Origin of the sequence: Parvibaculum sp., assembly GCF_030651915.1 — a bacterium.
Lineage (GTDB): Bacteria > Pseudomonadota > Alphaproteobacteria > Parvibaculales > Parvibaculaceae > Parvibaculum.
Map to the genome: position 1 here is coordinate 133543 of NZ_JAUSBV010000008.1, position 25019 is coordinate 158561.

Below are 25019 nucleotides of genomic sequence, written 5' to 3' on the forward strand. Positions count from 1 at the left end.
GGTGTCCTATGAAATGACACCACCGCCACCCGGACGCCTGCGAAGGACGTCGGCGACTGAGTATGTGTCGAAAATGGAAAAGTCGGCGCTGCGTGCCTCTGCGTTTTCAAACGCTGCACGCGCGGAGCGCTCATCGTCCTTGTCGAACATGTCGCTCGTGGTAGAGCCGATGATCTTCTGCTGGAAGCGGCGCACTGCAATCACGAGGACGTACCAGCGCGCAGCCTGCGGAAGTTCCATGAACGGAAGCGCGAGGATGACGTCAGCCAGCACGACTGAACTGAACGTGTACGAACGCGAGCGCTTGTCGTACAGGCGAGCGCCGCGCACGACAGGGTCGATGCCGCTGCCGCGCTTCAAGTCAGCGCTCAGGACGTTGTTAGGCACGGCAATGTGGCCGTCGATGTCGGGGGTCAGGGGGAAGTTGTATTCACTGTTGAAGTCCCACCCCGGCGTCTGAACCTGTAGGTTGGCCTCCGAGAGGTACTTCTTGGCGATCGCAACGTCCATCGGAAGGGCGCCGGAAAGCGTGTTGACGGGCGCCTCGGAGATCGACAGGAGCATTGAGTTGACTGCCTCAAGCTCGGTCGTCGGGACGGGTACGGGTAGTTCTGACATGCGGTCCTCGCGAAAAAATAGGGAGAGAGCAAGTGCTCTCCCCCTACTTGGTGTCGGTGGTTTTCGTTACGCGATCTTAACTTCGACCGCGCACTCGGGACGCAGCAGGCCGTGGCCCATCGCGTACTTCGCGACCATCAGGGTGCCCTGATACATCGTCGCAAAGTCGCCATCGTCGGCAGTCTTCTGAACCGCAAGGTCCATCAGCTTCACCGTGCCGACAGCGGACTTCTGGAACACGGCGGCTGCCACGTTCGTGAAGGTGCCCGAGTAGGTGTTGTTCTCACCGGAGGCGCCGGCAACCACGCCCTGCGGCAGGTTGTTCGACTTCACGATGACGATGTCGGAGATACGCGTGATCTTGCCGTCGCTGTACGAGCCGGCGCCATTCCAGTCCTTGTTCAGAACCTTCGTGGTCTGCGCGAGCAGGTAATACTGGGCCGGCTTGACGATCGCATAGCGGTCGTTCTCGGGCACGTCCTTCTCGTCGAGCACCTGCGCGGCATCGAAGATCGAGCCGGCAAGGCTTTCGCCGTTGGTGCGGGCGTCGGCATCCGTGATGGCCGAGCCGCCGAAGGCGCCGGTGACGACGGCCGAAGCGCGGGCGGCGAGGATCGCAACCTGAAGAAGCTTCGTGTCGTAGGCGCGCGCGAGGGCCGCGCCAAGCTGCGCCGAGTAGATCGAGCGCACGTCGTAGTGGTTCTTCGCCTCGTCGATGCTGGCGATGAACGTGTCGGCGACGAGCAGGTCGTCGATCGAGATGGTACGTTCGCCGTGGCGGATTTGGTTCGCGCCGAGGATTTGGTTGCCCGGCGTGTGGTAGGCGGCGTTCGCCTTCCACGTTGCGGGGAACTGGGCGCTCTTGCCGTGCTCGATGGTGCGGACGATGTGCTTGTCCGACATCACTTCGGTTTCGTTGAAGGCCGTGAGGACTTCACCGCCGAAGACCTTCAGGAAGAGAGCGTCCGACGCGCCGGCGAGGTTCGCCTGACCGAGCGGGGAGACAGTCATGTTCGACATAGTGTGGTATCCTTGGTGGGTGTATCGGGAATGGACTTGCCATCCGTCGAACGCTCACCGCGCACGCATGGTTGTCGCTCGCAAGCGGCCAAGGTTTGCATGTGGTAGTTCGGAGGGGCTTCTCCGTGAGCACCTAAAGAGGTGTCTGGTTTGGAGAACATTCCGACCAAGGAAGAAGAGGGGTTTCCACCCTCTGCTGCGCGGCGCTTTCGCCCGGCGCATCTGTAGACCGCCCGTCTACACAGGGCCACCCGCTGCTGCTACGTGAGATGCCTAGAAGGGCACCTAAACCGCGCAGACGTCGGTGGACTTATTTGCTCAACGCACCTTTGAAGCTCAGGTACATGCGCTCGCCGAAGATGAACCCGAACGGGTAGCCAGCAAGCTGGACGCCGAGGATAATCACTTCGTTGTTTGAGGCAGTGATGCCGGCCGCGAGAACAGCACTGCCAATGGCAATGATGGCGGCGGCGGCGACATAGCGGAAAGAGGCGCGGAGATCGACTACCCACTGGCTCGGAACGCCGTGCGGATTGTCGAGAACGGCAAGCGCCTTGAGGCGTTCGACGTGCGCGCTGTCCAGCTTTAGCTGGTCGTCTGTGGAGATGCCACCTACACGCCGCGCCACCGCACCGCCAAGACCTTTGAACAGGTCAATGGCGGCGGGGAGGACGACGGAGGCGATCAAGCCTTCGATCACCAATGGAGCGTTCCTTACCGGAGGTTGTGGGAGACGGCGAGACGCTTCTGAACGTCGGCGTGGTACGCCTTGTCACCGGACTTGTAGCGGGCGTCCGACATCGCGCGTGTCACTTCCTGCATCGAGCCGAAAGGCTGCACAGTTGGCGTGTTCGTGTCGGCACCGTGCACCAAGTTCGGCGTGTTGCTGTCCGAGTTCGCATGCTTGCTCGACAGCCACTCGACGGCCATGCGGGCGGTCTTGGCATTGCCACTTTCAATCATGGCATCATAAGCACTACGTTCGTCAGCGGTGAGGGTTTCGGAAGCCCACGCAAGTATCTCGGTGAACTTCTCCTGACCACCAGCGGCGGCGATGATCGACGCGCTCTCAGCGTCAGCGATCGTCTGCGCAGCGGCAGGGCCGGCAGTCATCGCGTTCTTGTACGCGTCAACCGTTGCCCGGTCGAAGCCTTTGGCCTCAAGCGCGGAGTACGTGGCGTCCGAGAGGGCGCCTGTCTCAGCGAACTCAGCGTTGTAGGCCGCGAGATCGAGGCCGACGTCGGCGAGGACGCGCGAGGCAGCGTCGTGAAGCTTCGCGGCGTCGTTCGGCGTCTCGACAGGCGGGACAGCGTCCGGCTTCGCGGGGTCGGTGTCCGGCTTCGCGGGATCAGCGTCCGGTGCCTTGCCATCCATCTTGGCGCGGAGCGCTGCGTAGGCGTCGGCAAGCGCTTCCGGCTTGTCGAACTGCTCAGGCAGCCACTCGGGGCGATCAACGGCAGGTGCGGCGACGGGCGCCTCAGACGTCGTGGGCGCGGCGCCGAACACAGCGGTCGTCATATCAGTAGTCCTCGCGGAGCGAACCGGAGGGCATCGTCACGCGGTTCTTGAGCGTCGTGACCACGCCTTCAACAACGCGCACGGCGCCGTCGTCGAGGATGACTTCCGGGGCGGTGACGGGCTGCGGCACGGCGGCGACGGCGGCTTCGGCGACGTACAGGCGCGCGACAGCCTCTTCGTCGGAGAGCACCGGCGACAGCGGCTCAGTGTGGTCGGTGGGGGTCGGCTCGACGACGGCGTCAGGCGCGGTGGCGGGCGTCGGCGCGGGCGTCGCGCCTTTGATCTTGCTCATTGCGGTGTAGTTCCCTTCGTTTGGTCAGCAGCCATGCCGCCGATTTGCTTCATTGCTTCAGGGCCGAGGCGATCGACCATCTGCGTCATCTGCGCTTGCTTCTGTTCTTCAGCGACTTGCTCGTCCGTCTTCAGGAGGCCAGTCACGTCCATGCTCAAGGCAGCGGCGCGGCGGCGTAGGTACTCGTCCATGTTAAGACGTGCAAGACCCTGCTCTCCTACCTTCGCGAGCAGATCGCCGACGAACAGGTCGAGCTTGCGCAAGTCCTGACCACGGCCGAGCGCTTCGATGCCCGTTATGATGACGGGGTTCACGACGTTCGCAGGCAGCTTTGGCAGGCCCTTAGCGAGGGCGATGCGGCGTTTGACGTAGGGCAGTTGAAACTCAGACGACATCAGCGAGTAGAGGCCACCAAGGGCGTCCTCAAGTTCGCTCGCGACGTACCGGATTTCTTCTGCGGTGACACGTTCAGCGGAGCGCTGCACGGTCGAGTTCAGTAGGAAAGCAAAGCTGAGACGCTGTTCAATCTCAGATGCGATTTCCTTGGCTACACGGAAGTCAGCGTACTTGTTCAGTTGAAGCACGGTGACATCTTGTGAGTTGCCAGAGCGGACAGCACCGTTCGGTGCCTCGGCGATAACGCGCTGTTGCGTGGTCCCGTTCGGGTTCACGAGGAACAGCACTTTCGCGGCGGCGGCGGCGCCCTCAACAATGGCGCGGGTCAGAGCTTCGAGCGACTTCAGGTCGCCGAAATACTCTTCGACATGGCCCCGACCGTAATCCTCGCCGTCAATGCGTGTCCAGCGGAGGGGAATGTAGGGGGACTTGTCGAGGGGAAACGTGCCGCGCGTCTCAGGGATCACGAGGCCGTTTGTTTCCTGATACACCTCCCACTTGTCGGGAAGGCGTTTGATGTGTGTGTACACCTCGACCGTCTCATCGTCCTTGCGGCCGTCGCGGGTGAGTTGATCCACAAGCGCCGCGTCGAAGCGGTGGTACTTGCGGAACACTTCAGGAGCGACGTCTTCGCGCGTGACGATCTCAATGGCGTTACCCATCGGGTCGCGTTTACAGACGTAGCGGTGCAGGTGAAACACGCGCAGGCCGTCCTTGCCTATGTAGAGGAGGACGTTGCCTGCGATAACGAGATGCTTGAAGCCCTCGAACACCGGGTTGCGGTCGCCGGCACTCTCGATCTCTTTCATCACACTGCGCTCGTATTTGGAGAGCGCAGTCTCAACCTCAGCGGTTGAGCCTTCCATCGCCATGATCTCCTCAAGCACGTCATCCGCGACCACCATGCGGAGGATCGGCGAATTGGGCGGGAGCAATGCGAGGATGAGCTTGTTCGCGAGGTTGTTGACGCCGCGCGCGCCGATGCTTTGGAAGGGCGTCGGGAGCGTGGCAGAGGACGAGTGGGACTGCGGCGGGACGATGGCGGGGATGGTGAGCTTGGAGCAGTCACGCGCGCGGGTCAGAAAAGGTTCGCGGGCGCTTTCGAGTTGGAGATACCGCTTCTGTGCGGCGCCCTTCGCCATCTTAGCGCGGGACGTTCAGGCTGGTGCCGGTGCTGCCGGGTGTGGACAGCGGGATGCGCAGTGACAGCGTTCCTGTGCGCCGTGCCTTCGCCGCAAGCTCGTCCTTGTTCGCACCCACGTCGGGGGCGTCGGCGGCTTTCTCGGCGGGCGGGGGCGCTTCAGCAGGCTTCTGCGGGGTCTTCGGAGAGGGCATGCACATGTCTAAAGGTCTTTCGGATTGTTCTGCTCCTCCCACGTCTGGCGGAGGAGGCGAATGACATTCCGCTCGCCGGCCGCGTACATGATCTCAGCGTGCGTCATCGAAGACGTCACAGCGAGTGGGGGAAACCGCCCTTCGAGGGCAGTCAGGAGGTGCTTGGGAATGGTCGGCAAGCGGTCAGTCATCTGAATTGCTGCATAGGTGCAACCTAAATGCCCTTTGAGGTGAACGGCTGCCCGCCCTTGAAGAACCCAATCGGGTGCTTCTTAGGCGCGCGGCGTGGTTTCGTATGCTCGATGAGTTGCATGACACTGCCCATCGCGGCGGTGGCGAGAGGAAGCGCGTCGTCCGCTTCCTCATCGTCGGCAACAGGCGGGCGCCCGTACCGGATCACAGGCGCCGCTCGATGGGGAACCCGGCACCGTCGAGGGCCGCGTCCACCTCAGCCCGGAGACACTTCAGGTCGAAGTTGTTCGGGATGACAATGTCAGCGAGATCGGGCGGGAGCGCTCCTTCCGAGGCGTGCGCCTGAACGAGGGCCTGCGGGCCGGCGCTGCGGTTGACCGTCCAGACTTGGCCGCCGATGGTGCGGACAGCGTGGTACTCGTTCATAAACCGCATGTCGTCGATGACGACGCGTCGGCCCTGACCAAGAAGGCGGGTCGCTTCACCGACTGCGCTGTTCAGCCAGAAGTCGTAGCCCATGATGGCGCGGCCCCACTCCGTGCCGAGCGTCTGCATCGCGCGGCGGGGCGAGGAACCGTCGAGGTAATCCGTCGGGACGTCCTTCAGGGTGCCTTCGAGGTACTGAGGAAGCAGGTCGATCGGACACCCACGCGCAATCATCAGAATACGGATCATGTCCTTCAGCGCACCGGCGAACTTCACGCGGGTGAACCCGTGTGTCGTGATGAGGTGGTTCGCTACTTCAGACTTACCGCTCCCTGCGGGCGCGTGGATTGCGATGAGGCGGTCGTAGCTCAGGCTGGCGGGTTCCACAGAATAGGTTCCTTCTTCTTGAAGTTGTAGTCTGCGGCGCGCAGGATGCGGGCGACGCGGGCGTTCTGAAGGGCGACGCCTTCGCTAAGGCCGGCGCGTCGGTACTGACTGACGACAGCCTCCCACGTCGAGCAGGCGCGCGTCGGTTCCCACACAGTCTGCGTGGTGCCCTTGTTCTTGCCGCGCGTGATCGTCTTCTCGAACGGCTCGTAGAGCAGCGGCTCGTCAAGGATTTCATTCGCAGCCTTGGGGCCGACACCGGGACACCCGGAGTAACCGTCAGTGGCATCGCCCGTGAGTGTCTGGAACAGGTGGAACCTGTCCGCGTCAGCTTCGGAGACGTCAGTGATGATCGCCTTGCCGTTCTCTGTGACGGAGCGGCAGAACAGTCCGGGGATTGTGTACATGTCCTTGTCGAGCGACCAGATGATCCGCTCACCCTTGCAGATGACACTGCTCGTGGAGACGATGCCGAGGATGTCGTCACCCTCAAGGCCGGGGCGTACCATCGCGGAGTAGTCGTCGATGAGCACCTGACGGAGCGTTGGAAGAAGCATGGGCTTGCGGACATCCTTGCGGTTGCCCTTGTACGTCGGGAGGATGCCGTACCTGAAGTTCTCCGTGTCTGTCAGCGCGACGATTGCAGCGTCGGCGTCACACGCGTTCACAATGAAGGCGATGTTGTCGTGCAGGCGCGCAATGGCCGGCTGTTCCTCGGCGTGAAGCGTCCACAGGTTGTCATTCCACTTCACTGCGCGCTCGGCGGCAACCGCAATGCGGAACGCCGCGATGTCGCCGTCGATTAGAACTGTCCTCATATTTCCTTCTGGCTTTCTACGCGGCGGCCTACACGGGTGATAACCCGCGCGGCGGCCTGCGCGTTCATTCGGAACCACTCGCCCCTACGCTCGTGAGCGCGGCGGGCAAGTTCAAGATGGCACTCAAACTCCCCTGCCCGGCTGTTCGTGAACGGAACAGACGCGACCAGTACGAAGTCGCGCATGGGAGAGTACGTCTGGTAACGTGCGAGGCGCTTGTCAGCGCTGATGGCGTGGCCGCACTTGACCCACTCAGGCCAAGCACGGTTCGTGATGACGTAGACGAAGCCGGCGCTAATGGGTCTGTTCCCAGTTGTCGCCGCACTTGTACGCGCCGTCGATTGGACACCGGAGGGCGAGGACTTCACCGGCCAGTTGGAAGGACTTAACGGCAATGGCGCCGACAGTCTCAGCGATCTCGTCACGGGCGAGCGTTTGAAACTCGTCGTGAACGTGAGCGACCATCGCGAAGTCGCGGGTCCACAGTAGTCCAGCCGCCGCGAGTGCGTCGTCGAACAGGACCGTCGCAAGCTTGACCACGACAGCGCCGGCGCCTTGCAGCAGGGCGTTGAGCGCCGCATGCTTGGAGCGTACCGGGATGCGTCGTCCGTCCAACCCAGTGAGGTATCCGCGAGCATCGACGGCTTTGTCGATCGCGTCCTTCAGGTACTTGAGGGCGGGCAAGGTCGCGAGGAACTTTGCCTTGAGCTTCTTGCCTGCTGCCGCACCACCGCCGACGATACTGCCGATCTTCGCGTCACCAGCGCCGTAGAGGTAGGCGTAGATGAAGCGCTTTGCGATGTTGTTACGGGCGCGCAGGTGATGCTCGTTGTGATCGTCGAACACCGTACCTGCGGGAACGAGGCCGAGCGCGATGGCGTTCACCCAGTGGATGTCACCGTGGAGGAGCGCGTCGCGGTAGGCGCCGTCATCGTAGCGGGCCATGTAATGCGCCAGCATGCGAAGCTCTAGGCCAGCAGCGTCGGCGCCTACAAGGCGGAACCCCTTGATGGCAGTGAACAGCGCGCGACATTCAGCGCCGTAAGGCTTGCCGACAGCAGGCACCTGCCCGATGTTCGGCTTACTGTGTGTGCAGCGTCCTGTGACAGCGCCGTTGGTGTTTACTTCGCCGTGGATGCGGCCGCCGCGCACTAGCTTGAGCCACGCACCGTTGCCCTCGGCAAGCTGGCCGATGCGCTTCTGAAGCATGAAGGCTTCCGCCAACAGCTTCGCTTCCGGGTATTCCAGTTCGCTCAGGATTTCGTCGTCGATGGTCGGCTTGCCGTCCTTCGTGAACTCCTCAGGTTCCCACCCGTGCAGGGCGATGAGCCTGTTCGATACGTGGTCGCGAGAGTTCACGTTGAATTGCGTGAGCGTGACGCGTGTGTAGTTGCAGCCTTCGACGGTACTGGCGCGCGTTACGTCCTTGTAGTTGAGCGTCTTCTTCGGGGAGACAAGCTCTAGGGCTGTCCACCACGGCGCGAACGCGACGAGGAGTTCCTTCTCAATCTCGTCGCGGCGTGACGCGAGGACATTGTACAGGCGCTCGCCGGCCGCGACATCGAACGGGAAGCCCGCGTTCTCCATCTTGAGAATGACGTGTTGAAACCTGTGCTCCAAGTCCAGAGCGCGTGGGTCATAGTTCTTTGAGAGACACACCTCGTGGAAGCGGGCGGTGACGGCGACGTCCTGCTCACAGTACGCCTGCATCATCGGGTTCCACTCAGCCCACGGATCAATACCAAGTTCCTTGCAGCGCGCCTTGTAGTCGTCTTTCGGAAAACCGAGACGCAGGCCCCACGCTTCCAGTGAGTGCCGGCCGTACATGTTGCCGGGGAAGTTTGGGCGGCGGCGGCGGTTGTTGATGTCGTCGTCGCGAAGCGCGGGCCAGATGACGCGGGACATGACAAGCGTGTCCACGATCTTGCAGTGAGCCGGCAGGCGCCAGTTCGGGTAGACCTTCGTGATCGCGGGAATGTCGTACTTGATGATGTTCTGCCCAACGACTTCGTCGGCGGCAGCTAGAAGTTCAAGTCCCTGTGCGATCGACATGTGAACAAGCACGCCTTCCTTGGCGCGCGGGTTGCCGTGTTCGGCATTGTCGTGGCACGAGAACACCACGTTGGTGTCAAGGTCACGCAGAACGAGTGAATGGATTTTGGTAAGGCTTTCAAGAAGCCCGTTGGTTTCGCTGTCGAAGTAATAGCGGCTCATACGCCCTCTCATTGGAGTAGCTGGTTAGACCGCTTGTCCCTCCCGCGAGGGCTGCGCGCGCACGGGCGCGCTTCCTCAGACACTCAGCCGAAGCGAATGTTCAGGGACGCAGCGAAAGCCAGCGCAGCGCGCCTACTCGCGGGAGGGTGTAGCGGTCAGAAGTCCGTGCTGTCGGTTTCGTTGCCGAAGGCCGGAGGTTCTTTTGACGGGTCGTCGGTTGGATAGAGACGGCCTGTGTCAACCTCGTAGCCGAGGAAGAAGCACTTGCCTGTTGCCTGTCCGGTGTAGCGGTCCTTCAGCACACGGAGTGTTGTCGTCTGCTGGATGCGCGGGTCTTCAGCCTGCTGGTCACGCTCAAGTCCGATCATGTAGTGCGACCAGAACCCGATAGCGCGGGAACCTTTGAAGTTCCTGATGGTGACACGGCCGCCCTCTTCGTGAGGGACGCCGTCCGCCGTCGTCAGATGACTGACGAAGATGAGGATGATGTTCAGTTCTTTGACCAGTGATCCTATCTCGGCCATGATCCGCTCAAGCTCGTCCTTCTCGCTGCCGACGTTCCCGCCTGTGGCGAGCGCGGTGAGATGGTCGAGGTAGTAGATGACGATGCCTTCGGTGTGGAACAGGAAGCGGATGCGATCGGCAATCTTGTCCCACTCGGCGGAACCGAAGTGGTCGTACATGTGCAGACGCGGCTCGGCGTCGATCAGGTCGAGCGCCGCGACAAGTTCCTCCTGCTCCCACCCGCCGAAGCGTGCAGGTATGTGGAAGCGCTTGCCCGCGAATTTTCCGCACACACGCTTCGCAGTCTCCTCCGGCTGCTGTTCGAGGAAGAACACGGCAACCTTCTGACCGAGCGTGTTGATGTCGTATTCAACCTGCTGCGTGATGAAGTCGGTCTTGCCGACGCCGGTGCCGGCGCCTAGCGCGTATGCCTCGCCGGGGCGGCGGCCGTATGTGACTTCGTTCAGCCCTTCGTGCCACCACGGGAAGCCCTCAACAGGCGCCGCGAGGACGCGGTCGCGGATGTCCGAGATCGTTACAATCCCGTCCGGGCGGAGCGTCTTGGCCTCGAAGATGGCGGCGCGCAGTTCGTCGGCGCGGCCCGCCTTCAGCATCTCGTTCGCGTCCTTCAGAGGAAGCTTCGCGACCTTGCACTGCCCCGGCTTGAAAAGCGTGAAGCAATCCATCGTGGCGGCGCGGCCGGCATCGTCCTCGTCAAACAGGAGGACGACTTCCTCGAAGCCTGACAGCCACTCAAGCTGCGCGGCGAGGGACTTGCGGGCGTTGTTAGCGCCCAGTGGTATGGAGACGACAGGCCACTTGTTGCCCTGCACCTGCGACACGGAGAGCGCGTCGATCTCGCCCTCAGTGATGACGACGCGTCGGCCGCCATCGCGCCACAGGTGTTGGCCGTACAGACCGGCAGCCTTTATGTCGCCACGTATGGCGAAGCTCTTGTCCTTGAAGCGCACCTTCTGCGCGACGAGGGTGCCGGACGTGTCGCGGTAGTTCGCGATCTGCACGCCCTGCCCCATGTGGTCGCCTTGGCGGTAGTCCCATTTGCGGCACGTCTCTTCGTCGATGCAGCGGGAGGCGAGACGCATAGCTGTCCCGCCTTGTATCAAGTCTTGCGACATCGGTGATCGTTCCTTGTGCGTGACTGGGCGTCCTCCCTCAGCGGGCTGATAGTGTCCGCATCCAAAGCACCAGCCGTGCCCGTCCGAGTAGCGCGCAAGGTTGTTGCGGCTACCGCACTCCGGGCACGGCTCTTTGTGGAGGTAGGTGGCCTCAGTGTCGTGATCGTGTGACACTGGCGAGGCCGTTGGAGGCGAACAGCGCCCACATGCCCCGGAGGCTGATGACGCCGGCGTCGGCTGTCAGCGCCTTGAAGCTGCGCATGCGGTTCCCCTTGGTTGGGTGAAGCTGTTCGAGGTGGTCGCGTTCGATCGCCGCATCGGCAAGGCGATCGTTGTGTGCGTCCAGTGCGCCGGGTGCGGCGTGACGCGCCTTGGACGCCGCAACGCGCCGGGTGCGGCGGTTGCCGTCCGGGTGCGGGCGGTTGCGAATGACAGGGGGCGGAAGCTGTACGAACAGTTCGTCCGTGATGATCTGCCCGCCCATCAGCGTGCCGCCACGGTCGGCGCGAGCTTGAACTCGCCGTACTTGTTCCCGGCCACGTCGCGGTGGATCGTGCAAACGACGTCGTAGCCTGCGTTGCGGAGTTCGCTGATGCGGGCGGTCAGGTTCATCACGCCATAGTGCATGGCGGTGACGCGTGTGGTGGCGCGGCCGGCCTCAAGCGAGCGGAGCACGAGGCGTGCCTGACGCGTGAGCTTTTCACGACGCTTCGCAGTGGCCTCAGCGGCGGCGGTGGCGGCGGCGTTGGCGGCACTCTTCGCAAGCGCCTGCGTGTAGCGGTAATCACAGGAGTGCGAGTGATGTTGGATCGACATGGCGGGTGTTCCTTCTGCGCAGTTGTCGCGCTCGTTGAAAAACGAAAAGGTGCCCCCGCCTGCCGGAGCAGGACGAGGGCGTTCAGGTGTTGTCTTGGTGCAACCTAAAGGTTGAGCGACGCGGCCCACGCCTTCACGTCGAAGGTCGGACAGGTCTTGGTGCGCGTGAGATCGTTGTGCCCCACGACGACAGCGTTCGGAAACTTGTCCTTGAGCGTGCGGACCACGATGGCGAGCGTCGTGTACTGCTCGGGCGTGAAGTTGGTTTCATCGACCGGGTGTGCGCCGGCAGTGCCTTCCTTCATGCCACCTACCAGACAGACACCGACCGACCTGTTGTTGTAACCGGAGACGTGCGCGCCAACCATGTTCAGTGGGCGGCCGTTCTCTGCTGTTCCGTCGCGGCGGATGACGAGGTGGTATCCCACCATCAGCCAGCCACGCACGCGGTGCCACCTGTCGATGGTGCGGACGTCAACGTCCATGCTCGGAGGTGTGTACGAGCAGTGAACGACAATGTGTGTGACGTTCTCAGGCTTCAGCACAATACTACCACTGCGCCTTCGTGAGGCCGACGACTTCACGCACGACAAGACGCGCGCGGCGGTGGTCACGGCGGACGCCTTCACCGACTTCGCGGAAGAAGAACACAGCTTCCGTGAAGATGGTCTTGGCAGCGTCAGCCAAGTACGCGGGCGGGAGGAGGAGAGCGAGCGCGGTCAGCCCAAGCGCAATGCGAAGGCGGCGGATGAAGGTGTTCATTTTGATTTTGCTTTCTCGATGGCGGCGAAGCGTCGCGGTTCAGGCGGTTCGGCCAGCCACTCAGGGGGAATACGTTTGCGCGCGAATTTGAAGCCGTGCTTCTGACACCACATTGCGTAAGTCGTCTTGCTCGTCTTGGAGATTTTCTCGGACGGGTTTGAGAACACGAAGCGAATGTCGATGTCGGGGTGCTGTTCCTTCAGGAGGATGTGCTTCTGCCGGTCGGCCGTAACGAACCGCCCCTTCGTCTCAACGATGATGCCGTTGAACAGGAGCAGGAAGTCTGGCGTGTATTTCGCACGGCGCTCAGGCACGGTGTAGGCGACCTTGAACGTCTCGAACTCGAAGGCAGCGCCGGAGGCGGTGAGGTCTTGAGCGGTGACTTCTTCAAGTCCGCTTCGATACCCCGCCGCCTTCGCACGTTGCCTTGGATCAGAAGTCCGTTTCGCCGGGCGCTGCACGCTGCTCGCCTGCCTGCTCGCCGTCACCGGACGCGTCGTCGGTGCTGTCGTCGGACGGGTCATACTCATACCCGCCGTCCTCTTCACCGAAGCCGTAGCTCGAAGCGGCGCGCGAACCCTTCGACACGAGGTCGATGATCTGCACAGCGTCGAGGTTCAGCTTGAGGCCGGCAGCGCCGGTCCCTGCGATGAAGTAGGGCGACGCCTTGTAGGACACCTTGGCGACAGTGCCGCCCCAAATGTCGGGCGCCTTCGCCATCGCGATACCCTTCGCGTCGAAGATCGCGACTTCACGGTTCCAGCGCTTGCCCGCCTTCGGGCCGTTCTTGTAGACGCCGGACGCGGTGGTGACGAACTTGAACTCGACATCGCCTGTCGGTTCTTCCGTTTCCTTGTCGTAGATCGCGGTGTAGAGCGCGTTGATCTGCACGCCCTTCTTGCCGTTCTTCGCTTCGAGCTTCTTGCGGACGTCAACCTTCAGTTCCTTGAAGGCTTGCTCGGCCAGCGAGACAGCCTCGTCATGGAGCGGCTGAAGCACCTTCAGGAGCGCGTCGCACTCCGGCGAGCCGAGACGGAGGACACCCTTGGTCGAGAACTCACCGTCCTCTTTCGGGTAATCCTTCGAGCCGTAGTCAGGCTCGTTCAGCTTCGGCCACTTCAGCGTCATGCGCGGCGACGTGAGCGTCGGCAGCTTTTTCTTTTCGGTCATGTCTGTTCTTTCGTTCAGGAGATGTTGGAGATGTCGATGCCCTCGTGCGCAAGCGCGGCGAGGACGTCGGCAGGGACACGCTCGCCGGCCGCAACAAGTTCGTCGGCTTCTTCGAGCATGTCGCGGAGGTGGCGCGGGAGGTGTGCTGCGTCATTCATTAGCGGCACCCACGCGGGCAGTGGCAGCGACCGTCGCGGCAGGTGACAGGCTCGAACTCACGAATACGCGCGAGATCGCCGAGAGGTGCTGACGTGTGGAGGATGCGTTCAGCGTTCCAGAAATCGTCCGGGTCAATGCGGACTGCCACCGCGAAGGAGACGCGCGTAATGTCGATCGAACGGGACGACATTGGGACGTCCCTGTGGGACACCGTCGCGTAGCACGGGTGCGCCACTGCGAGATCAAGGCGCGTGCCAGACAGCGACGCGACGGACTTGTTCACGGACCTCAGGAACCCCTTCGGGAAGTAGCCAAGAAGACGGTTCTGGTTGACGCTGTCGTAGACGGGGACGTGGTTCTTCATAGCTCACCTTCCATGTAGTCGCGGACGGCAGCGAACTCGGGGCGCTTGCCTTCGGCGTGATTGATGATGCGGTCGGTGATGCGGAGAGCGTCACGCGGGTCTGTGTTCCAGCGCTCGCAGAGGAGGAGGAACGTCGCAGCGAGGGCGACGATCTGCTCGTGCGGCTGGTAGTCCTGCACACCGTCAATGACCTGCATGGTGCGGGACGCGGCGGTGCGTGTCGGCGTGGAGAGGAGGAGATCGCGGTTCATTGTTCGACCTTCCTGTTCTCCAACAGGTCGTACAGGAAGTACGAGCGGTGGGACGAGCGGTTGGCGGCTATGAGGCGCCCGATGTGCGCCTCAGCGCCACGGCGGGAGATGAACATGGCCGAGACATTGCGATGCGTCTTCGCCATGAGGGTCGTCTTGATCTGCGCAATGACGGCGTAGCGCATGACGCACTTCACCTGCACATCGACAGCCTCTTCGACCACGCGGGACGTGGTTGTCTGGATCGTGATGCAGGGGATGTCGGCGCAGCGTGCTGCCTCAACACGAGCCGCACTGATGCGGGCCGCCTCGCGGGCGATGGCTGCGGCGCGCGGGCGGCGATCTTCGCAGGGAGTGCGGTGACAACAGGACATCTTCATTGGCGCTGCGCCTTTCTGAATGAGGGAAGGACGCCCTTGAGCGCCTTGAAGACGGCCTGCGACAGGCCACACACTGCTGCGAACACGAGCAGTGCTAGGAACGCGCCGACCTGAAGGACGACGAGTGCGACGTCACGGACGATCAGTGACAGGACGTAACCGCCCATGAAGAGAGCGAACACGGCCGGCAGAAACAGCAGGCCGGCAACGATTAAGAGCGGGAGAGCGTGCTGATACACGGGCGTTCCTTTCAGGATGGGCGGGGGATTTTCATGTGGCGGCGTGCGTGCCCCACTCGATTGCCTTGGCGGCAGTGACGAGGCGGGCCAGCTTGCGCTGCTCCGGGCGGGTCATGGTGCTACGGTCGAACACGACGCCGTCAACGGTGACGGAGTTGTGAGCGGCGCCCATGCGGATGACGACGGCGGACTTGCGGCTCATTGGCGGTCCCTTCGTGAGCGTTCTGTGCTTGTCTTGGTGCAACCTAAAGGCGTGTCTTGTCGCCGAAGGCATCGACCGAGGTGATGAGGAGAGCGTTGGACGCCTGCGGAATAATCGACAGGCACTCACCGAACGGCTCGATGATGGTTACGGACGCACAGCCCCGCCGCTCAGTGATTTGCAGCCGCATGCCAGCCACCTCAACGGTGACGGCGTCCACGTCAGGGAGGGTCACATGGCGCGCGCCTTCAGTTCTTACCTTCATCAGGTGTTCCTTCTGTGTCACGGGTGATTAGGTCAGGAGAAAAAAAACTCGGAGTGCTTCACCTGCTCCAAGTCGAGCAAGCCACGCGGCGGGACGGCGGCGATCTCAGCGCCGATGTCGAGCATCCGCCCCACCTCCTCGCGGAAGTTCTCAAGCACGTCGTTCTCGTCGTACATGTCCACGAAGGCTTCGCGGATACAGGCGGCGAACGTGTTGGTGTGCGCTGCATGTGTGCCGAAGCTATCGTGGATCATGGCGAAGTGCTTGACGCCGTTGTTGATGGCAAGGTCCACCGTGATGCAGAGGTGGGCCGCGTCGTTGGCGTGGACGAAGTTTGGGCTGATGCCGTTCGCCTGCCCGCGCACGTCCAGCTTCGATGTCTGTTCGAGGAGCGTCAGGTAGACCAGCGTGTCACCGAAGTGCGTCTTGACGCGGTTGGCCTTGCTCTCGAAGTAGGACTGAAGGACCGGGAACCCGGCAGGCGTAACCCACGACACGGGCCGGCCGTCCTTGGCCAGCACGCGTGCAGCACCTTGCAGCCAGTTCATCACCGACCGGGCGCCGATCACCACGTCGGAGATCGAGGACCAGATGTGCTTCGCCAGATAGATGGCAGCAGAGAACGAGCGTTCGTCTCCGAAGACATCCGCCCTGCCGTCTTCGTAAATCTTCTCGCGCATGTAATCCTCGACAAACGAGCGGGACGAGAACAGCGTGCCGCCGTATGGAAGGACCATGACGCTGCGCTTAGTCGCGCCGCGTGAGACGGTGCCGCCCTCGAACTCAAGCCACAAGGCAGCGAGGACATGCGCGGGAACGGGAGGCTTCTTCCCTGCCGCGACCGCCGCAACGGCAGCCTTGACATCCTCCTCGGTGACACCTTCCGCGATGTCTTGGTGCAGCTTCTCCAACACCTTGTTGGCTACCTGCTGATAGATGTCTTGACGACCGGCGCCGGGTATCAGGTTCACGGCCGCACCGCCGTGCTCGTCGCGGAGCATGGCAGAGAAATGCTGGATGCCGGAACAGGTGGCATCCATCGCGACCGGGAGGTGGCTGACGTATCCGTAGCCTGTGGTCTGTAGCGCTGCCCACTCGTAGCAGAACGCGAGGAAGCACCACGGGCTGTCTGCCTCTGTCCACCACAGATCGGCGAACGGGTCGGCGGCGATGGCTTCGATGCGATCCGAGTTGTCCGTCACCCACTGAACACGCTCGTCCAGTGTGACCTTGTCCTCTCCGAACGTGTTGGCACCATGAACCGCAAGCCAGCCGACCGCCACGTCGTCGGTGATGGCGGCGCCCTCGGCGAACGTGAGCAGCGCCTTGGACAGGTCGTTACCCTGCGGGTTGAGGTACGCCGGCACGGCATAGATGCGCGAGCGGAAGTCTAGCTGGTACGGGAAGAACAGCGCGACTTCGTCCGCATACCCCATAGCTGTCTGCAAGGTGCGGGCGGTTTGAACGCGGCGGGAACGCAGGCGGGCGTTCTCGTCGTGCAGCTTGGTAGCTGCACGCTTCCACTCGGCGAGCGTGGCGGCCTGCTCCTCGGTCATGTCCTCGCGAGCGAGCGTGCGCGGCAGCGGGCAAGGCGGGACCGTGTAGCTGTCGCGCGCGGGAAGCTTGCAGATGGTGAGGCCGCGCTCCCACGCCTCGTTGGCGGTGGCGAGGACATCAGCGTTGACCTTCCACGGCGTGCGCTGCATGGCGTTGACCGTGGTGTAGACCTTCTCCATCTCATCGACACGCTCGGAAAGTTCCTGAAGGTAGTTCCGATTGGTCGTCTTCACCAGCGACAGCGGGCGGAGGGCGGCGGTGTGGTAGGCGCCTGTGAACGGTGACGTCCAGTCCTTCGGAGGGATCAGGAACGGCAGCTTGACAGGCATCAGCAGTTCACACCGGCCGTGCATCTGTTCGATCCACTGGCACAACGCCTCTGTCGGTTCGAGATACAGGCGCGTGTCGTTCTTGCTCACCGTCTTACTGCGCACCTCGACCAGCCCGAGCGACTGCACCATCTCAATCAGCTTCATGCCGAGATGAACCTTGTCCGTCTTGGGCCAATCCTCCCACACAACGTCCGACTTGTTGAAGGCGTTGTTCATGGCAGTCCGTCGATGGCGGGTGTGCTTTGACGTTACCTTCTCCTGTACGAAGCGGAAGAAACGCGGCGACTGCGTGGCGAACTCGCGGAACCGCACCTCGTCTTCGAGGCGGTTGGCGACCGACGTGGCGACGCCTTGAACAAGCATAGTGCGTGTGCCCTGCCCGCCAAGCGTGACCTTGAGCGCGATGAAGGCCGCGACCTGCGGCTCGATCATGTTCAGGTACTTGGCCGCGACCGCGCGCCGGCCGCGCTTGGCCGCCATCGTGGTTGTGACGAAGTCCGCGATCATCACTGACAGCGGCTCGATGTACTTCTTCATCAGCATGACAACCGGAGGCGTGGTGCTCACGTCCTTCGACTGCTCGGCCTTGGCGATGGCGGAGCGATACGCCTCGACGCCTTGGCTCACCATGTTCTCTTCAAGCGCGACCTGTCGGTCGAACAGGACTTGATCCATGTTCGCAACCTTCCAATTAATTTTTCAGGGGAAACTTCGGAGGGCGGCTGTCAGTTGCCGAAATCGAACCCGAAGACAGGCTCTTTGAAGAGCGGGTAGGCGAGATAGGCGAGGCTGTGTCGGGAGAGGAGCGAGGCGTAGCGCGTCATCTTCTCGTCCATTCGCCGCTTGGCTTCGACGGTGTAGGCAGTCCGCCACTGGGTGACACGGTTGACCGCCTCGACGTACTCGGTGGCGATCCGGTGTGCCTCGGCGTCGGTGATCCGGCGCAGGGTCGATGCGGTGGCCTCGGCCTTCCTGTCGGCGGCGTTGGCGGCGGCGTTGGCGGCGGCGTTCTTCCTGTCGGCGGCAGCAGCGGCGGCGTCAGCGACGTGGCGGAGCATCGCGCGGATCGCCATGTTCGCCGGCGTGAGGCCGAGGTTGTCACCTTCCCGGCCGAGCACAGCGCCGGCGTCCGAGCGGAAGAACGCGACGAGCCGGCCGTGGTCGATGACGATGTCGCGTACCGGGCGCGCGAGGGCCGATAGCTCGGCGTCGCTGTAGAGGTGGTGCGCCTGTTCGGTCAGGCGGGCGGCGATTGGGACCGACTTGTTGTTCGACATTCGTTCTTCCCTTCGTTCTGATGACGTCTTGGTGCAACCTAAATCCGCAACAACACCGCAACATATGGCGGGCACTGCGTTATCCGCTGCACGGGTGAGTAGGTCAGGGCAAACAAAAACCCCCGGCGATAAGCCGAGGGTTCCTGCCGTTTTTGATGTCTTATGCACCTGTGGAAAGCGGCGCAGCAGATTTTAAGTCTGCTGCGTATACCAGTTTCGCCAAGGGGCCCCGCGGCGCGCGCCGCCGTTCAAGCTATGCCTTCTCGCGCGGCTTCGCGCAAAAGGAAAACGGCGGTCGCAAGGACCGCCGCTCCATAGAAATTCCGGTGTGCCGTGAAAGGCTTAGCCGGCAAGGCCCTGCCAGACGGGCCAGCAATTGTTGCCGGAGCTGGCGGCGAGCGTCGCCTGGGCTTCCTTGGCGTTGGCGCCGTCGGCGGTCTTGACGCTGTCCGCGCCGCCCGTGCACCACACATAGAACTGATGCGTTCCGGCCTTCGACTGCGCGTCGAAGCTGGAATCGAGCGCCGAAGCCGCGCCGGCCAGCATCAGTGCCGCGCCGGCAACCAGGCCCACAAATCCGATGGTCTTCTTCATAATTCTCTCTCCCTCCGGGTAACCTGACCCTAAAAACTCGTTCCCAGGCCTTTGTTTGGACGTCTGGCCTGTTTCCCCCGTTCCGCCGTTCTTCGCCCCGCGGACGAGCCCGGCAGACCCTTCATGGGGAAATTCTAGCCGGTTCGAATGCGATTGTATCGCGCCGAAACCCGCAGGAATGCTGAAACTTTTGTAATGTTGGCGGCCTGTTGCCGAGAAGCGACAAAAACCCTGCCATTCCGCGGCCTTGACCGCCTTCAGGCGGGATCGCCGGTCTGCGGTTCGACGCCGAATTCGCGCATCAGCGCCGCCACTTCCGCCGCCACGCCCTCCAGCGCGTTCGAATCGACGCCGCGCATGACGATGCTGGTGCCGAAGGTCCGGCCCCGGTAATAGGGATAGCTGCCGATGCCGATATCGGGGTGTTTGGCCTGCAATTCTCCCAGTTTTTCGGCGATCGTGCCCTCGCCGATCTGCCCCGTCACGGTCAGGCTGCGCATCGTCGCCCCGCCTTCCAGGCGGCCGGTCAGGCTGTCCAGCATCACCTGCATCACCATCGGCACCCCGGCCATCACGAAGACATTGCCGATCTGGAAACCGGGCGCCTTGCTGAGCGGATTGTCGATCATCGTCGCGCCTTCCGGAAGCCGCGCCATCCGCATGCGAGCGGCCGTAAACGCGCCGCCAGTGGCCTTGTAGTGCTCGCCGAGTATCTTCACCGCCTCCGGATGATGATCGATCCCCACGCCGAAAGCCTTGGCCACCGCGTCGGCCGTGATGTCGTCATGGGTCGGGCCGATGCCGCCGGTCGTGAACACATAGTCGTGGCGCGCCCGGACCTCGTTCAGCACCGCCACGATCGTTTCCTCGACATCGGGAATGACCCGCGCCTCGCGCACCTGAATGCCGATCTTGTTCAAATGGTTGGCGATATAGGCGAGATTGGAATCGCGCGTCCGCCCCGACAGGATCTCGTCGCCGATCAGCAGCACACAGGCGGTAACGGTTTTCGGCATGGGCCTTCCTCGAAATCGCGGAACCGCAGGATAGCGCCCCGCCCCGCCACCGATCAAATCGGCGCAAAGGCTAGGATCGGGCCCGCGCAACGGCTATGTTAGGCCATCAACCGCCGACACCGCGAGACCCGATGACCTATCAGGACGCCACCGAAAGCCCCGCCGCCAATAGCGGCCGCATCAAGATTCACGGTGCCGAAGACTTTGCCGGCATGCGCAAGGCCGGCCGGCTGGCCGCCGAATGTCTCGACATGCTGGCCGATGAAGTGAAGCCCGGCGTCACCACGCTGGCGCTCGACAGGCTGGTGTTCGAATTCGGCATGGATCACGGCGCCCTGCCGGCGACGCTGAACTATCGCGGCTACCGCCATTCCTGCTGCACCTCGATCAATCATGTCGTCTGCCACGGCATTCCGGGCGACCGCATTTTGCGCGAGGGCGACGCGGTCAATATCGACGTGACGCTGATCGTCGACGGCTGGCACGGCGACACCAACCGCATGTATTTCGCCGGCGAAGCGCCGCGCAAGGCGCAGCGTCTCGTTGAAGTCACCTATGAAGCGATGATGCGCGGCATCGCCGCGGTGAAGCCTGGCGCCACGCTGGGCGACATCGGCGCCGCGATCCAGGAATTCGCCGAGGGCCAGCGCTGCTCGGTGGTGCGCGAATTCTGCGGCCACGGCATCGGCCGCGTCTTCCACGACATGCCGAACGTGCTGCATTACGGCAAGCGCGGCCAGGGCGCGGCCTTGAAGCCCGGCATGTTCTTCACCGTCGAACCGATGATAAACGCCGGAAAACCGGGCGTTAAAATCCTCTCCGATGGCTGGACGGCGGTCACCCGCGACCGCTCGCTCTCGGCGCAGTTCGAACATTCGATCGGCGTCACCGAGACCGGCGTCGAGATCTTCACCAAATCGCCCGCGGGCCGCGATTGCCCGCCCTATGCCTGAGCTTCAGGCCGCATGGGGACGCGCGCCGAACAGAAGCCGAAACCCCATTATCACGGCCATCGCGACCGCCTGCGCCAACGCTTCCTGAAAGCGCCGGAGAGTCTCGCTGACTACGAAGTACTGGAGATGATCCTCTTCAACGCGGTGCCGCAAAAGGACACGAAGCCGCTTGCCAAGGAACTGATCGACAAATTCGGCGGATTGTCCGAAGTGCTGAACGCCGAGGAAGCGCGGTTGCGCGAAACCAGCGGCATCAAGGACCGCGCCGTCACCGAGCTGCGCCTTGCGCGCGAAGCGGGCCTGCGCCTCGCGCAAGCGAACATCAAGAAGAAGGATATCATCGGCTCCTGGTCGGCGCTACTCGATTATTGCGCCGCCGCCATGGCCCACAATCCGGTCGAACAATTCCGCATCCTCTTTCTCGACCGCAAGAACCATCTGATCGCCGACGAAGTACAGCAGAAGGGCACGGTCGACCACACGCCGGTCTATCCGCGCGAAGTCGTCAAACGCGCCCTCGACCTCAACGCCTCGGCGCTGATCCTGGTCCACAACCATCCGAGCGGCGATCCGACGCCGTCGAACGCCGATATCGAAATGACAAAACGGATCGTCGACACCGCCAAACCGCTCGGCATCGAGGTCCACGACCACCTCGTCGTCGGCAAGGGCCGGCACGCAAGTTTCCGCTCGCTCGGATTGATCTGAAGCGCGGACGAAGTTCAGCAGCGGGCCCCGAGGGCAAACTTGCTCGGTTGCGCGCCGTGCCCTACCCCGCAAAGACCGGCGCATATTTGTCCGCCCACGGACGGGCTTGTTCGAGCTCGAAGGCGAGTTCGAACAAGACCTTTTCGCCGCCCAATGGCGCGGCGAATTGCGAGCCGATGGGGAGGCCCTTGTCGTTCCACGACAGCGGCACCGACATGGCCGGCGTGCCGGCGACATTGTGGAGCGGCGTATAGGCCACATAGCGGATGGTGCGTTCGTAAAGCGTGTCGAAGGGCACGCGGGGGTCCTGCTGCCCGAGCTTCGGCGGCGCCGAGGCCAGCATCGGCGTCAGCCAGACATCGTAATCGGCCATGAAGGCATTGACCTGCGCCGTCGCCGCCGCGAACTGCGCCAGCGCCCTTTCCATCGCATCGCCGGGCATGGCATCGAAAAAGGCCGCAAGGCCGTTGGTCCAGGGCTCGAGCACCTCGTTGGGATCGAGGCCGTTTTCCTTCGCCAGCTTGACGAGATGCGAGGGACCGGACGCCCAGACGGTCAGGAAGGCGTCGATGAAGGGCTCGCCCTCGACCGGATTGCGGGCCGGGATGATTTCATGGCCGAGATCGGCGCAGAGCTTCGCCGTCTCTTCGAGCGCCGCCTTGACGTCGGCATCGGGCTCGGTGCCGTAATAGCTCATCGTGTCGAAGGCGATCTTGAGCCGCTTCTTGCCCGGCGCCGTGACGCGGCCGACCGGCGCGAAGGTGGCGCCCTCGCCTGTCATCTCGGTGACCGCAAAAAGCGTTGCGCTGTCGCGCACCGAGCGGCTGACGCAATGCTGGACGCCGATATCGCCCGGCAGGTTACGCTCGCCGGTAAAAATGCGGCCACGGCTCGGCTTCAACCCGAAGACGCCGCAGCACGATGCCGGAATGCGGATCGAACCGCCGCCATCGGTCGCATGCGCCAGCGGCACCATGCCCGCCGCAACCGCCGCCGCCGCGCCACCCGACGAACCGCCGGAGGAATGTTCGAGGTTCCACGGATTGTGGCAGGGCGCGAGAAGCAGCGATTCCGTGGTGCCGAGCAGGCCGAATTCCGGCGTGTTGGACTTGCCGACCATGACGAAGCCGGCCGCCTCATTGGCGGCGATCAGCGGGTCGGTCTCTTGCGAGATGTTTTTGGCGAAGAGATGCGAGCCAGAGGTGACGCGCGTGCCCTTGAGATTGTCGAGGTCCTTCACAAGATTGGGAACGCCGGTGAACGGACCCTTGGGCAGCGGACCCGCCGCCGCCGCGCGGGCGCGGTCGTAAAGCTCGGTGACGACCGCATTGACCTGTGGATTGACTTTTTCGATGCGGGCAATGGCGGCATCGACCAGTTCGAGCGCGCTCGTCTCGCCCTTGGCGACCAGATCGGCCTGTGCCAGCGCATCGAGCCGCGCCAGATCGGGCGCGGCCAGCGCCGGACGGAAGCCGGCGCCGTAAGCGCCTGCAACCACGGCCGTCGCCGCCGTCGATTTCAGAAAATGCCGGCGCGAAAGCTGCCTGCCCATGCCCAAATCCTCCCTTTATGTTCGCTGCCGCCTGTCGCGGCTTGAGAGGGAGGGTAGCGCGGCGAACGACGGAAATGAAAGAGATTCGGGCACTTTCCAGCCCATCCCGGCCTGCTATTGAGCGCCGGGTGTCCAAGTGCTACACCCTGCGCATTCCTGCAAGACCGGTTTTTCCAAGCCCGAGAGGCGCCGATGATCCCCCGCTATTCGCGGCCCGAAATGGTCGCCATCTGGGAACCCGAGACGAAGTTCCGCATCTGGTTCGAGATTGAGGCGCACGCCTGCGCGGCGCTGGCGGAACTGGGCGTGATCCCGAAGGAAGCGGCAAAGAATATCCGCGCACGCGGCGACAAGGCGGTCTTCGACGTCGCCAGGATCGACGAGATCGAGCGCGAGGTGAAGCACGACGTCATTGCCTTCCTGACGCATCTGGCCGAATTCATCGGCGAGGATTCGCGCTTCGTCCATCAGGGCATGACCTCGTCGGACGTGCTCGACACCTGCTTCAACGTGCAGCTCGTGCGCGCGACCGACATTCTGCTGGCCGACATGGACGCGCTGCTGGCCGCCCTCAAGCGCCGCGCCTTCGAGCACAAGGACACAGTCTGCATCGGCCGCAGCCACGGCATCCATGCCGAGCCCGTGACCTTCGGGCTGAAAATGGCGCAGGCCTATGCCGAGTTCGAACGCTGCCGCGAACGCCTGGTCGCGGCGCGCAAGGAAGTGGCAACCTGCGCGATTTCGGGCGCGGTCGGCACTTTCGCCAATATCGACCCGCGCGTCGAAGAACATGTCGCCAAAGCGCTCGGCCTCGAAGTCGAGCCCGTGTCGACACAGGTGATCCCGCGCGACCGCCACGCGATGTATTTCGCAACGCTCGGTGTCGTCGCCTCGTCGATCGAGCGGCTCGCCACCGAAATCCGTCATCTGCAGCGCACCGAAGTGCTCGAAGCCGAGGAGTTTTTCTCCGAAGGCCAGAAGGGCTCCTCGGCGATGCCGCACAAGCGCAATCCGGTGCTGACCGAAAATCTGACCGGGCTTGCCCGCCTCGTGCGCGGCATGGCGATCCCGGCGATGGAAAACGTGGCGCTCTGGCACGAGCGCGACATTTCGCATTCTTCGGTCGAACGCATGATCGGCCCGGACGCGACGGTGACGCTCGACTTCGCGCTCAACCGCCTGACCGGCGTCATCGACAAGCTGCTCGTATATCCTGAGCAGATGCAGAAGAACCTCGACAAGCTCGGCGGCCTGGTGCATTCGCAGCGCGTGCTGCTGGCGCTGACGCAGAAGGGCGTTGCCCGCGAGGACGCCTATCGCCTCGTGCAGCGCAACGCCATGCCGGTGTGGCGCGGCGAAGGCAACTTCCTCGAACTGCTGAAAGCCGACAAGGATGTGTCGGCGAAGCTGTCGGATGCCGACCTCGAGGCGCTGTTCGACCTCGGCTATCACACGCGCCAGGTCGACACGATCTTCGCCCGCGTCTTCGGCAAGGAAGCGATGGCGGCCGCCAAAAAGGGCAAGGCGGCGGAGTAAGGCTTCACCGCGCCGTCACAATCCGGCCTA

Annotated in this window: 33 protein-coding genes; 3 read left to right on the forward strand and 30 right to left on the reverse strand. The window is 63.1% G+C overall.

What is annotated here, in order from left to right:
- Window positions 1-6: 6 nt before the first annotated feature.
- The 29 genes from Q7V31_RS12055 to Q7V31_RS12190 all read right to left on the reverse strand — a co-directional run bounded on the left by Q7V31_RS12055 (window position 7) and on the right by Q7V31_RS12190 (window position 20240).
- The gene (locus Q7V31_RS12055) at window positions 7-618 is read right to left on the reverse strand and encodes a hypothetical protein (protein ID WP_304734644.1); all 612 of its coding nucleotides are present in this window, start codon (window positions 616-618) and stop codon (window positions 7-9) included.
- A 66-nt stretch (window positions 619-684) separates the two neighbouring features.
- A complete protein-coding gene (locus tag Q7V31_RS12060) occupies window positions 685-1638 on the reverse strand; it encodes a phage capsid protein (protein ID WP_304734646.1) in 954 nt (317 codons plus the stop codon).
- A 310-nt stretch (window positions 1639-1948) separates the two neighbouring features.
- Window positions 1949-2341 carry a hypothetical protein gene (locus Q7V31_RS12065; RefSeq protein WP_304734649.1) on the reverse strand — a complete coding sequence of 131 codons (393 nt, stop codon included), beginning with the start codon at window positions 2339-2341 and terminating at the stop codon, window positions 1949-1951.
- Between the two features lie 11 nt (window positions 2342-2352).
- Window positions 2353-3156 carry a hypothetical protein gene (locus tag Q7V31_RS12070; RefSeq protein WP_304734651.1) on the reverse strand — a complete coding sequence of 268 codons (804 nt, stop codon included), beginning with the start codon at window positions 3154-3156 and terminating at the stop codon, window positions 2353-2355.
- 1 nt (window position 3157) lies between these two features.
- Window positions 3158-3448, reverse strand: a complete 291-nt coding sequence (locus tag Q7V31_RS12075) for a hypothetical protein (RefSeq protein ID WP_304734654.1) — start codon at window positions 3446-3448, stop codon at window positions 3158-3160.
- Window positions 3445-4986: a portal protein gene (locus Q7V31_RS12080; protein ID WP_304734656.1), complete on the reverse strand. Its 1542-nt coding sequence runs from the start codon at window positions 4984-4986 to the stop codon at window positions 3445-3447. The genes Q7V31_RS12075 and Q7V31_RS12080 overlap by 4 nt, the downstream gene beginning before the upstream one ends.
- Window position 4987: 1 nt before the next feature.
- Window positions 4988-5179: a hypothetical protein gene (locus Q7V31_RS12085; protein WP_304734658.1), complete on the reverse strand. Its 192-nt coding sequence runs from the start codon at window positions 5177-5179 to the stop codon at window positions 4988-4990.
- A gap of 396 nt (window positions 5180-5575) precedes the next feature.
- Window positions 5576-6184 (reverse strand): deoxynucleotide monophosphate kinase, encoded by a 609-nt coding sequence (locus Q7V31_RS12090; protein WP_304734661.1) that lies wholly within the window; start codon window positions 6182-6184, stop codon window positions 5576-5578.
- Window positions 6166-7002: a hypothetical protein gene (locus Q7V31_RS12095; protein ID WP_304734663.1), complete on the reverse strand. Its 837-nt coding sequence runs from the start codon at window positions 7000-7002 to the stop codon at window positions 6166-6168. The genes Q7V31_RS12090 and Q7V31_RS12095 overlap by 19 nt, the downstream gene beginning before the upstream one ends.
- The gene (locus tag Q7V31_RS17365) at window positions 6999-7370 is read right to left on the reverse strand and encodes a GIY-YIG nuclease family protein (RefSeq protein WP_370690658.1); all 372 of its coding nucleotides are present in this window, start codon (window positions 7368-7370) and stop codon (window positions 6999-7001) included. The genes Q7V31_RS12095 and Q7V31_RS17365 overlap by 4 nt, the downstream gene beginning before the upstream one ends.
- Complete coding sequence (locus Q7V31_RS12100; protein WP_304734665.1) at window positions 7297-9216, reverse strand: DNA polymerase; 1920 nt, start codon at window positions 9214-9216, stop codon at window positions 7297-7299. The genes Q7V31_RS17365 and Q7V31_RS12100 overlap by 74 nt, the downstream gene beginning before the upstream one ends.
- 155 nt (window positions 9217-9371) lie before the next feature.
- Window positions 9372-10823, reverse strand: a complete 1452-nt coding sequence (locus Q7V31_RS12105) for a DnaB-like helicase C-terminal domain-containing protein (RefSeq protein ID WP_304734667.1) — start codon at window positions 10821-10823, stop codon at window positions 9372-9374.
- A gap of 184 nt (window positions 10824-11007) precedes the next feature.
- Complete coding sequence (locus Q7V31_RS12110) at window positions 11008-11340, reverse strand: hypothetical protein (RefSeq protein ID WP_304734669.1); 333 nt, start codon at window positions 11338-11340, stop codon at window positions 11008-11010.
- Window positions 11340-11672, reverse strand: a complete 333-nt coding sequence (locus tag Q7V31_RS12115) for a helix-turn-helix domain-containing protein (protein ID WP_304734672.1) — start codon at window positions 11670-11672, stop codon at window positions 11340-11342. Before Q7V31_RS12115 ends, Q7V31_RS12110 begins: the two co-directional genes overlap by 1 nt.
- A gap of 104 nt (window positions 11673-11776) precedes the next feature.
- Complete coding sequence (locus tag Q7V31_RS12120; protein WP_370690659.1) at window positions 11777-12301, reverse strand: N-acetylmuramoyl-L-alanine amidase; 525 nt, start codon at window positions 12299-12301, stop codon at window positions 11777-11779.
- The gene (locus tag Q7V31_RS12125; protein WP_304734677.1) at window positions 12222-12434 is read right to left on the reverse strand and encodes a hypothetical protein; all 213 of its coding nucleotides are present in this window, start codon (window positions 12432-12434) and stop codon (window positions 12222-12224) included. The genes Q7V31_RS12120 and Q7V31_RS12125 overlap by 80 nt, the downstream gene beginning before the upstream one ends.
- Window positions 12431-12895: a hypothetical protein gene (locus Q7V31_RS12130; RefSeq protein WP_304734679.1), complete on the reverse strand. Its 465-nt coding sequence runs from the start codon at window positions 12893-12895 to the stop codon at window positions 12431-12433. The genes Q7V31_RS12125 and Q7V31_RS12130 overlap by 4 nt, the downstream gene beginning before the upstream one ends.
- Complete coding sequence (locus tag Q7V31_RS12135; protein WP_304734682.1) at window positions 12867-13604, reverse strand: hypothetical protein; 738 nt, start codon at window positions 13602-13604, stop codon at window positions 12867-12869. The genes Q7V31_RS12130 and Q7V31_RS12135 overlap by 29 nt, the downstream gene beginning before the upstream one ends.
- Before the next feature lie 14 nt (window positions 13605-13618).
- Complete coding sequence (locus Q7V31_RS12140; RefSeq protein ID WP_304734684.1) at window positions 13619-13762, reverse strand: hypothetical protein; 144 nt, start codon at window positions 13760-13762, stop codon at window positions 13619-13621.
- The gene (locus Q7V31_RS12145; RefSeq protein ID WP_304734685.1) at window positions 13762-13953 is read right to left on the reverse strand and encodes a hypothetical protein; all 192 of its coding nucleotides are present in this window, start codon (window positions 13951-13953) and stop codon (window positions 13762-13764) included. The genes Q7V31_RS12140 and Q7V31_RS12145 overlap by 1 nt, the downstream gene beginning before the upstream one ends.
- Before the next feature lie 170 nt (window positions 13954-14123).
- Entirely contained in the window at window positions 14124-14378 is a 255-nt protein-coding gene (locus Q7V31_RS12150; protein WP_304734687.1) for a hypothetical protein, read from the reverse strand.
- Window positions 14375-14758, reverse strand: a complete 384-nt coding sequence (locus Q7V31_RS12155) for a hypothetical protein (RefSeq protein ID WP_304734690.1) — start codon at window positions 14756-14758, stop codon at window positions 14375-14377. Before Q7V31_RS12155 ends, Q7V31_RS12150 begins: the two co-directional genes overlap by 4 nt.
- Entirely contained in the window at window positions 14755-14997 is a 243-nt protein-coding gene (locus tag Q7V31_RS12160; RefSeq protein ID WP_304734693.1) for a hypothetical protein, read from the reverse strand. Before Q7V31_RS12160 ends, Q7V31_RS12155 begins: the two co-directional genes overlap by 4 nt.
- A gap of 31 nt (window positions 14998-15028) precedes the next feature.
- The gene (locus tag Q7V31_RS12165) at window positions 15029-15199 is read right to left on the reverse strand and encodes a hypothetical protein (RefSeq protein WP_304734696.1); all 171 of its coding nucleotides are present in this window, start codon (window positions 15197-15199) and stop codon (window positions 15029-15031) included.
- Between the two features lie 43 nt (window positions 15200-15242).
- Entirely contained in the window at window positions 15243-15464 is a 222-nt protein-coding gene (locus tag Q7V31_RS12170; RefSeq protein WP_304734698.1) for a hypothetical protein, read from the reverse strand.
- Window positions 15465-15496: 32 nt separating this feature from the next.
- Window positions 15497-18028, reverse strand: coding sequence for a DNA-directed RNA polymerase (locus Q7V31_RS12175; protein WP_304734700.1), 2532 nt, complete (start codon window positions 18026-18028; stop codon window positions 15497-15499).
- Window positions 18029-18078: 50 nt separating this feature from the next.
- On the reverse strand, window positions 18079-18630 hold the full coding sequence (locus tag Q7V31_RS12180; RefSeq protein ID WP_304734702.1) for a hypothetical protein: 552 nt from the start codon (window positions 18628-18630) through the stop codon (window positions 18079-18081).
- A gap of 342 nt (window positions 18631-18972) precedes the next feature.
- Window positions 18973-19224, reverse strand: coding sequence for a hypothetical protein (locus Q7V31_RS12185; protein ID WP_304734704.1), 252 nt, complete (start codon window positions 19222-19224; stop codon window positions 18973-18975).
- 257 nt (window positions 19225-19481) lie between these two features.
- Window positions 19482-20240: a molybdopterin-binding protein gene (locus Q7V31_RS12190; RefSeq protein ID WP_304734707.1), complete on the reverse strand. Its 759-nt coding sequence runs from the start codon at window positions 20238-20240 to the stop codon at window positions 19482-19484.
- 131 nt (window positions 20241-20371) lie between these two features.
- Between Q7V31_RS12190 and map the strand changes: the two genes are divergently transcribed.
- Window positions 20372-21193 (forward strand): type I methionyl aminopeptidase, encoded by an 822-nt coding sequence (gene map, locus Q7V31_RS12195; protein WP_304734712.1) that lies wholly within the window; start codon window positions 20372-20374, stop codon window positions 21191-21193.
- Window positions 21194-21205: 12 nt separating this feature from the next.
- Window positions 21206-21901 carry a DNA repair protein RadC gene (radC, locus tag Q7V31_RS12200; RefSeq protein ID WP_304734714.1) on the forward strand — a complete coding sequence of 232 codons (696 nt, stop codon included), beginning with the start codon at window positions 21206-21208 and terminating at the stop codon, window positions 21899-21901.
- 61 nt (window positions 21902-21962) lie between these two features.
- Here the strand turns inward: radC and Q7V31_RS12205 are convergent, their stop codons facing one another.
- Window positions 21963-23453, reverse strand: coding sequence for an amidase (locus Q7V31_RS12205; RefSeq protein WP_304734717.1), 1491 nt, complete (start codon window positions 23451-23453; stop codon window positions 21963-21965).
- Window positions 23454-23645: 192 nt separating this feature from the next.
- Here Q7V31_RS12205 and purB point away from each other — a divergent pair, with 192 nt between their 5' ends.
- The gene (purB, locus tag Q7V31_RS12210; RefSeq protein WP_304734719.1) at window positions 23646-24989 is read left to right on the forward strand and encodes an adenylosuccinate lyase; all 1344 of its coding nucleotides are present in this window, start codon (window positions 23646-23648) and stop codon (window positions 24987-24989) included.
- Window positions 24990-25019: the final 30 nt, after the last annotated feature.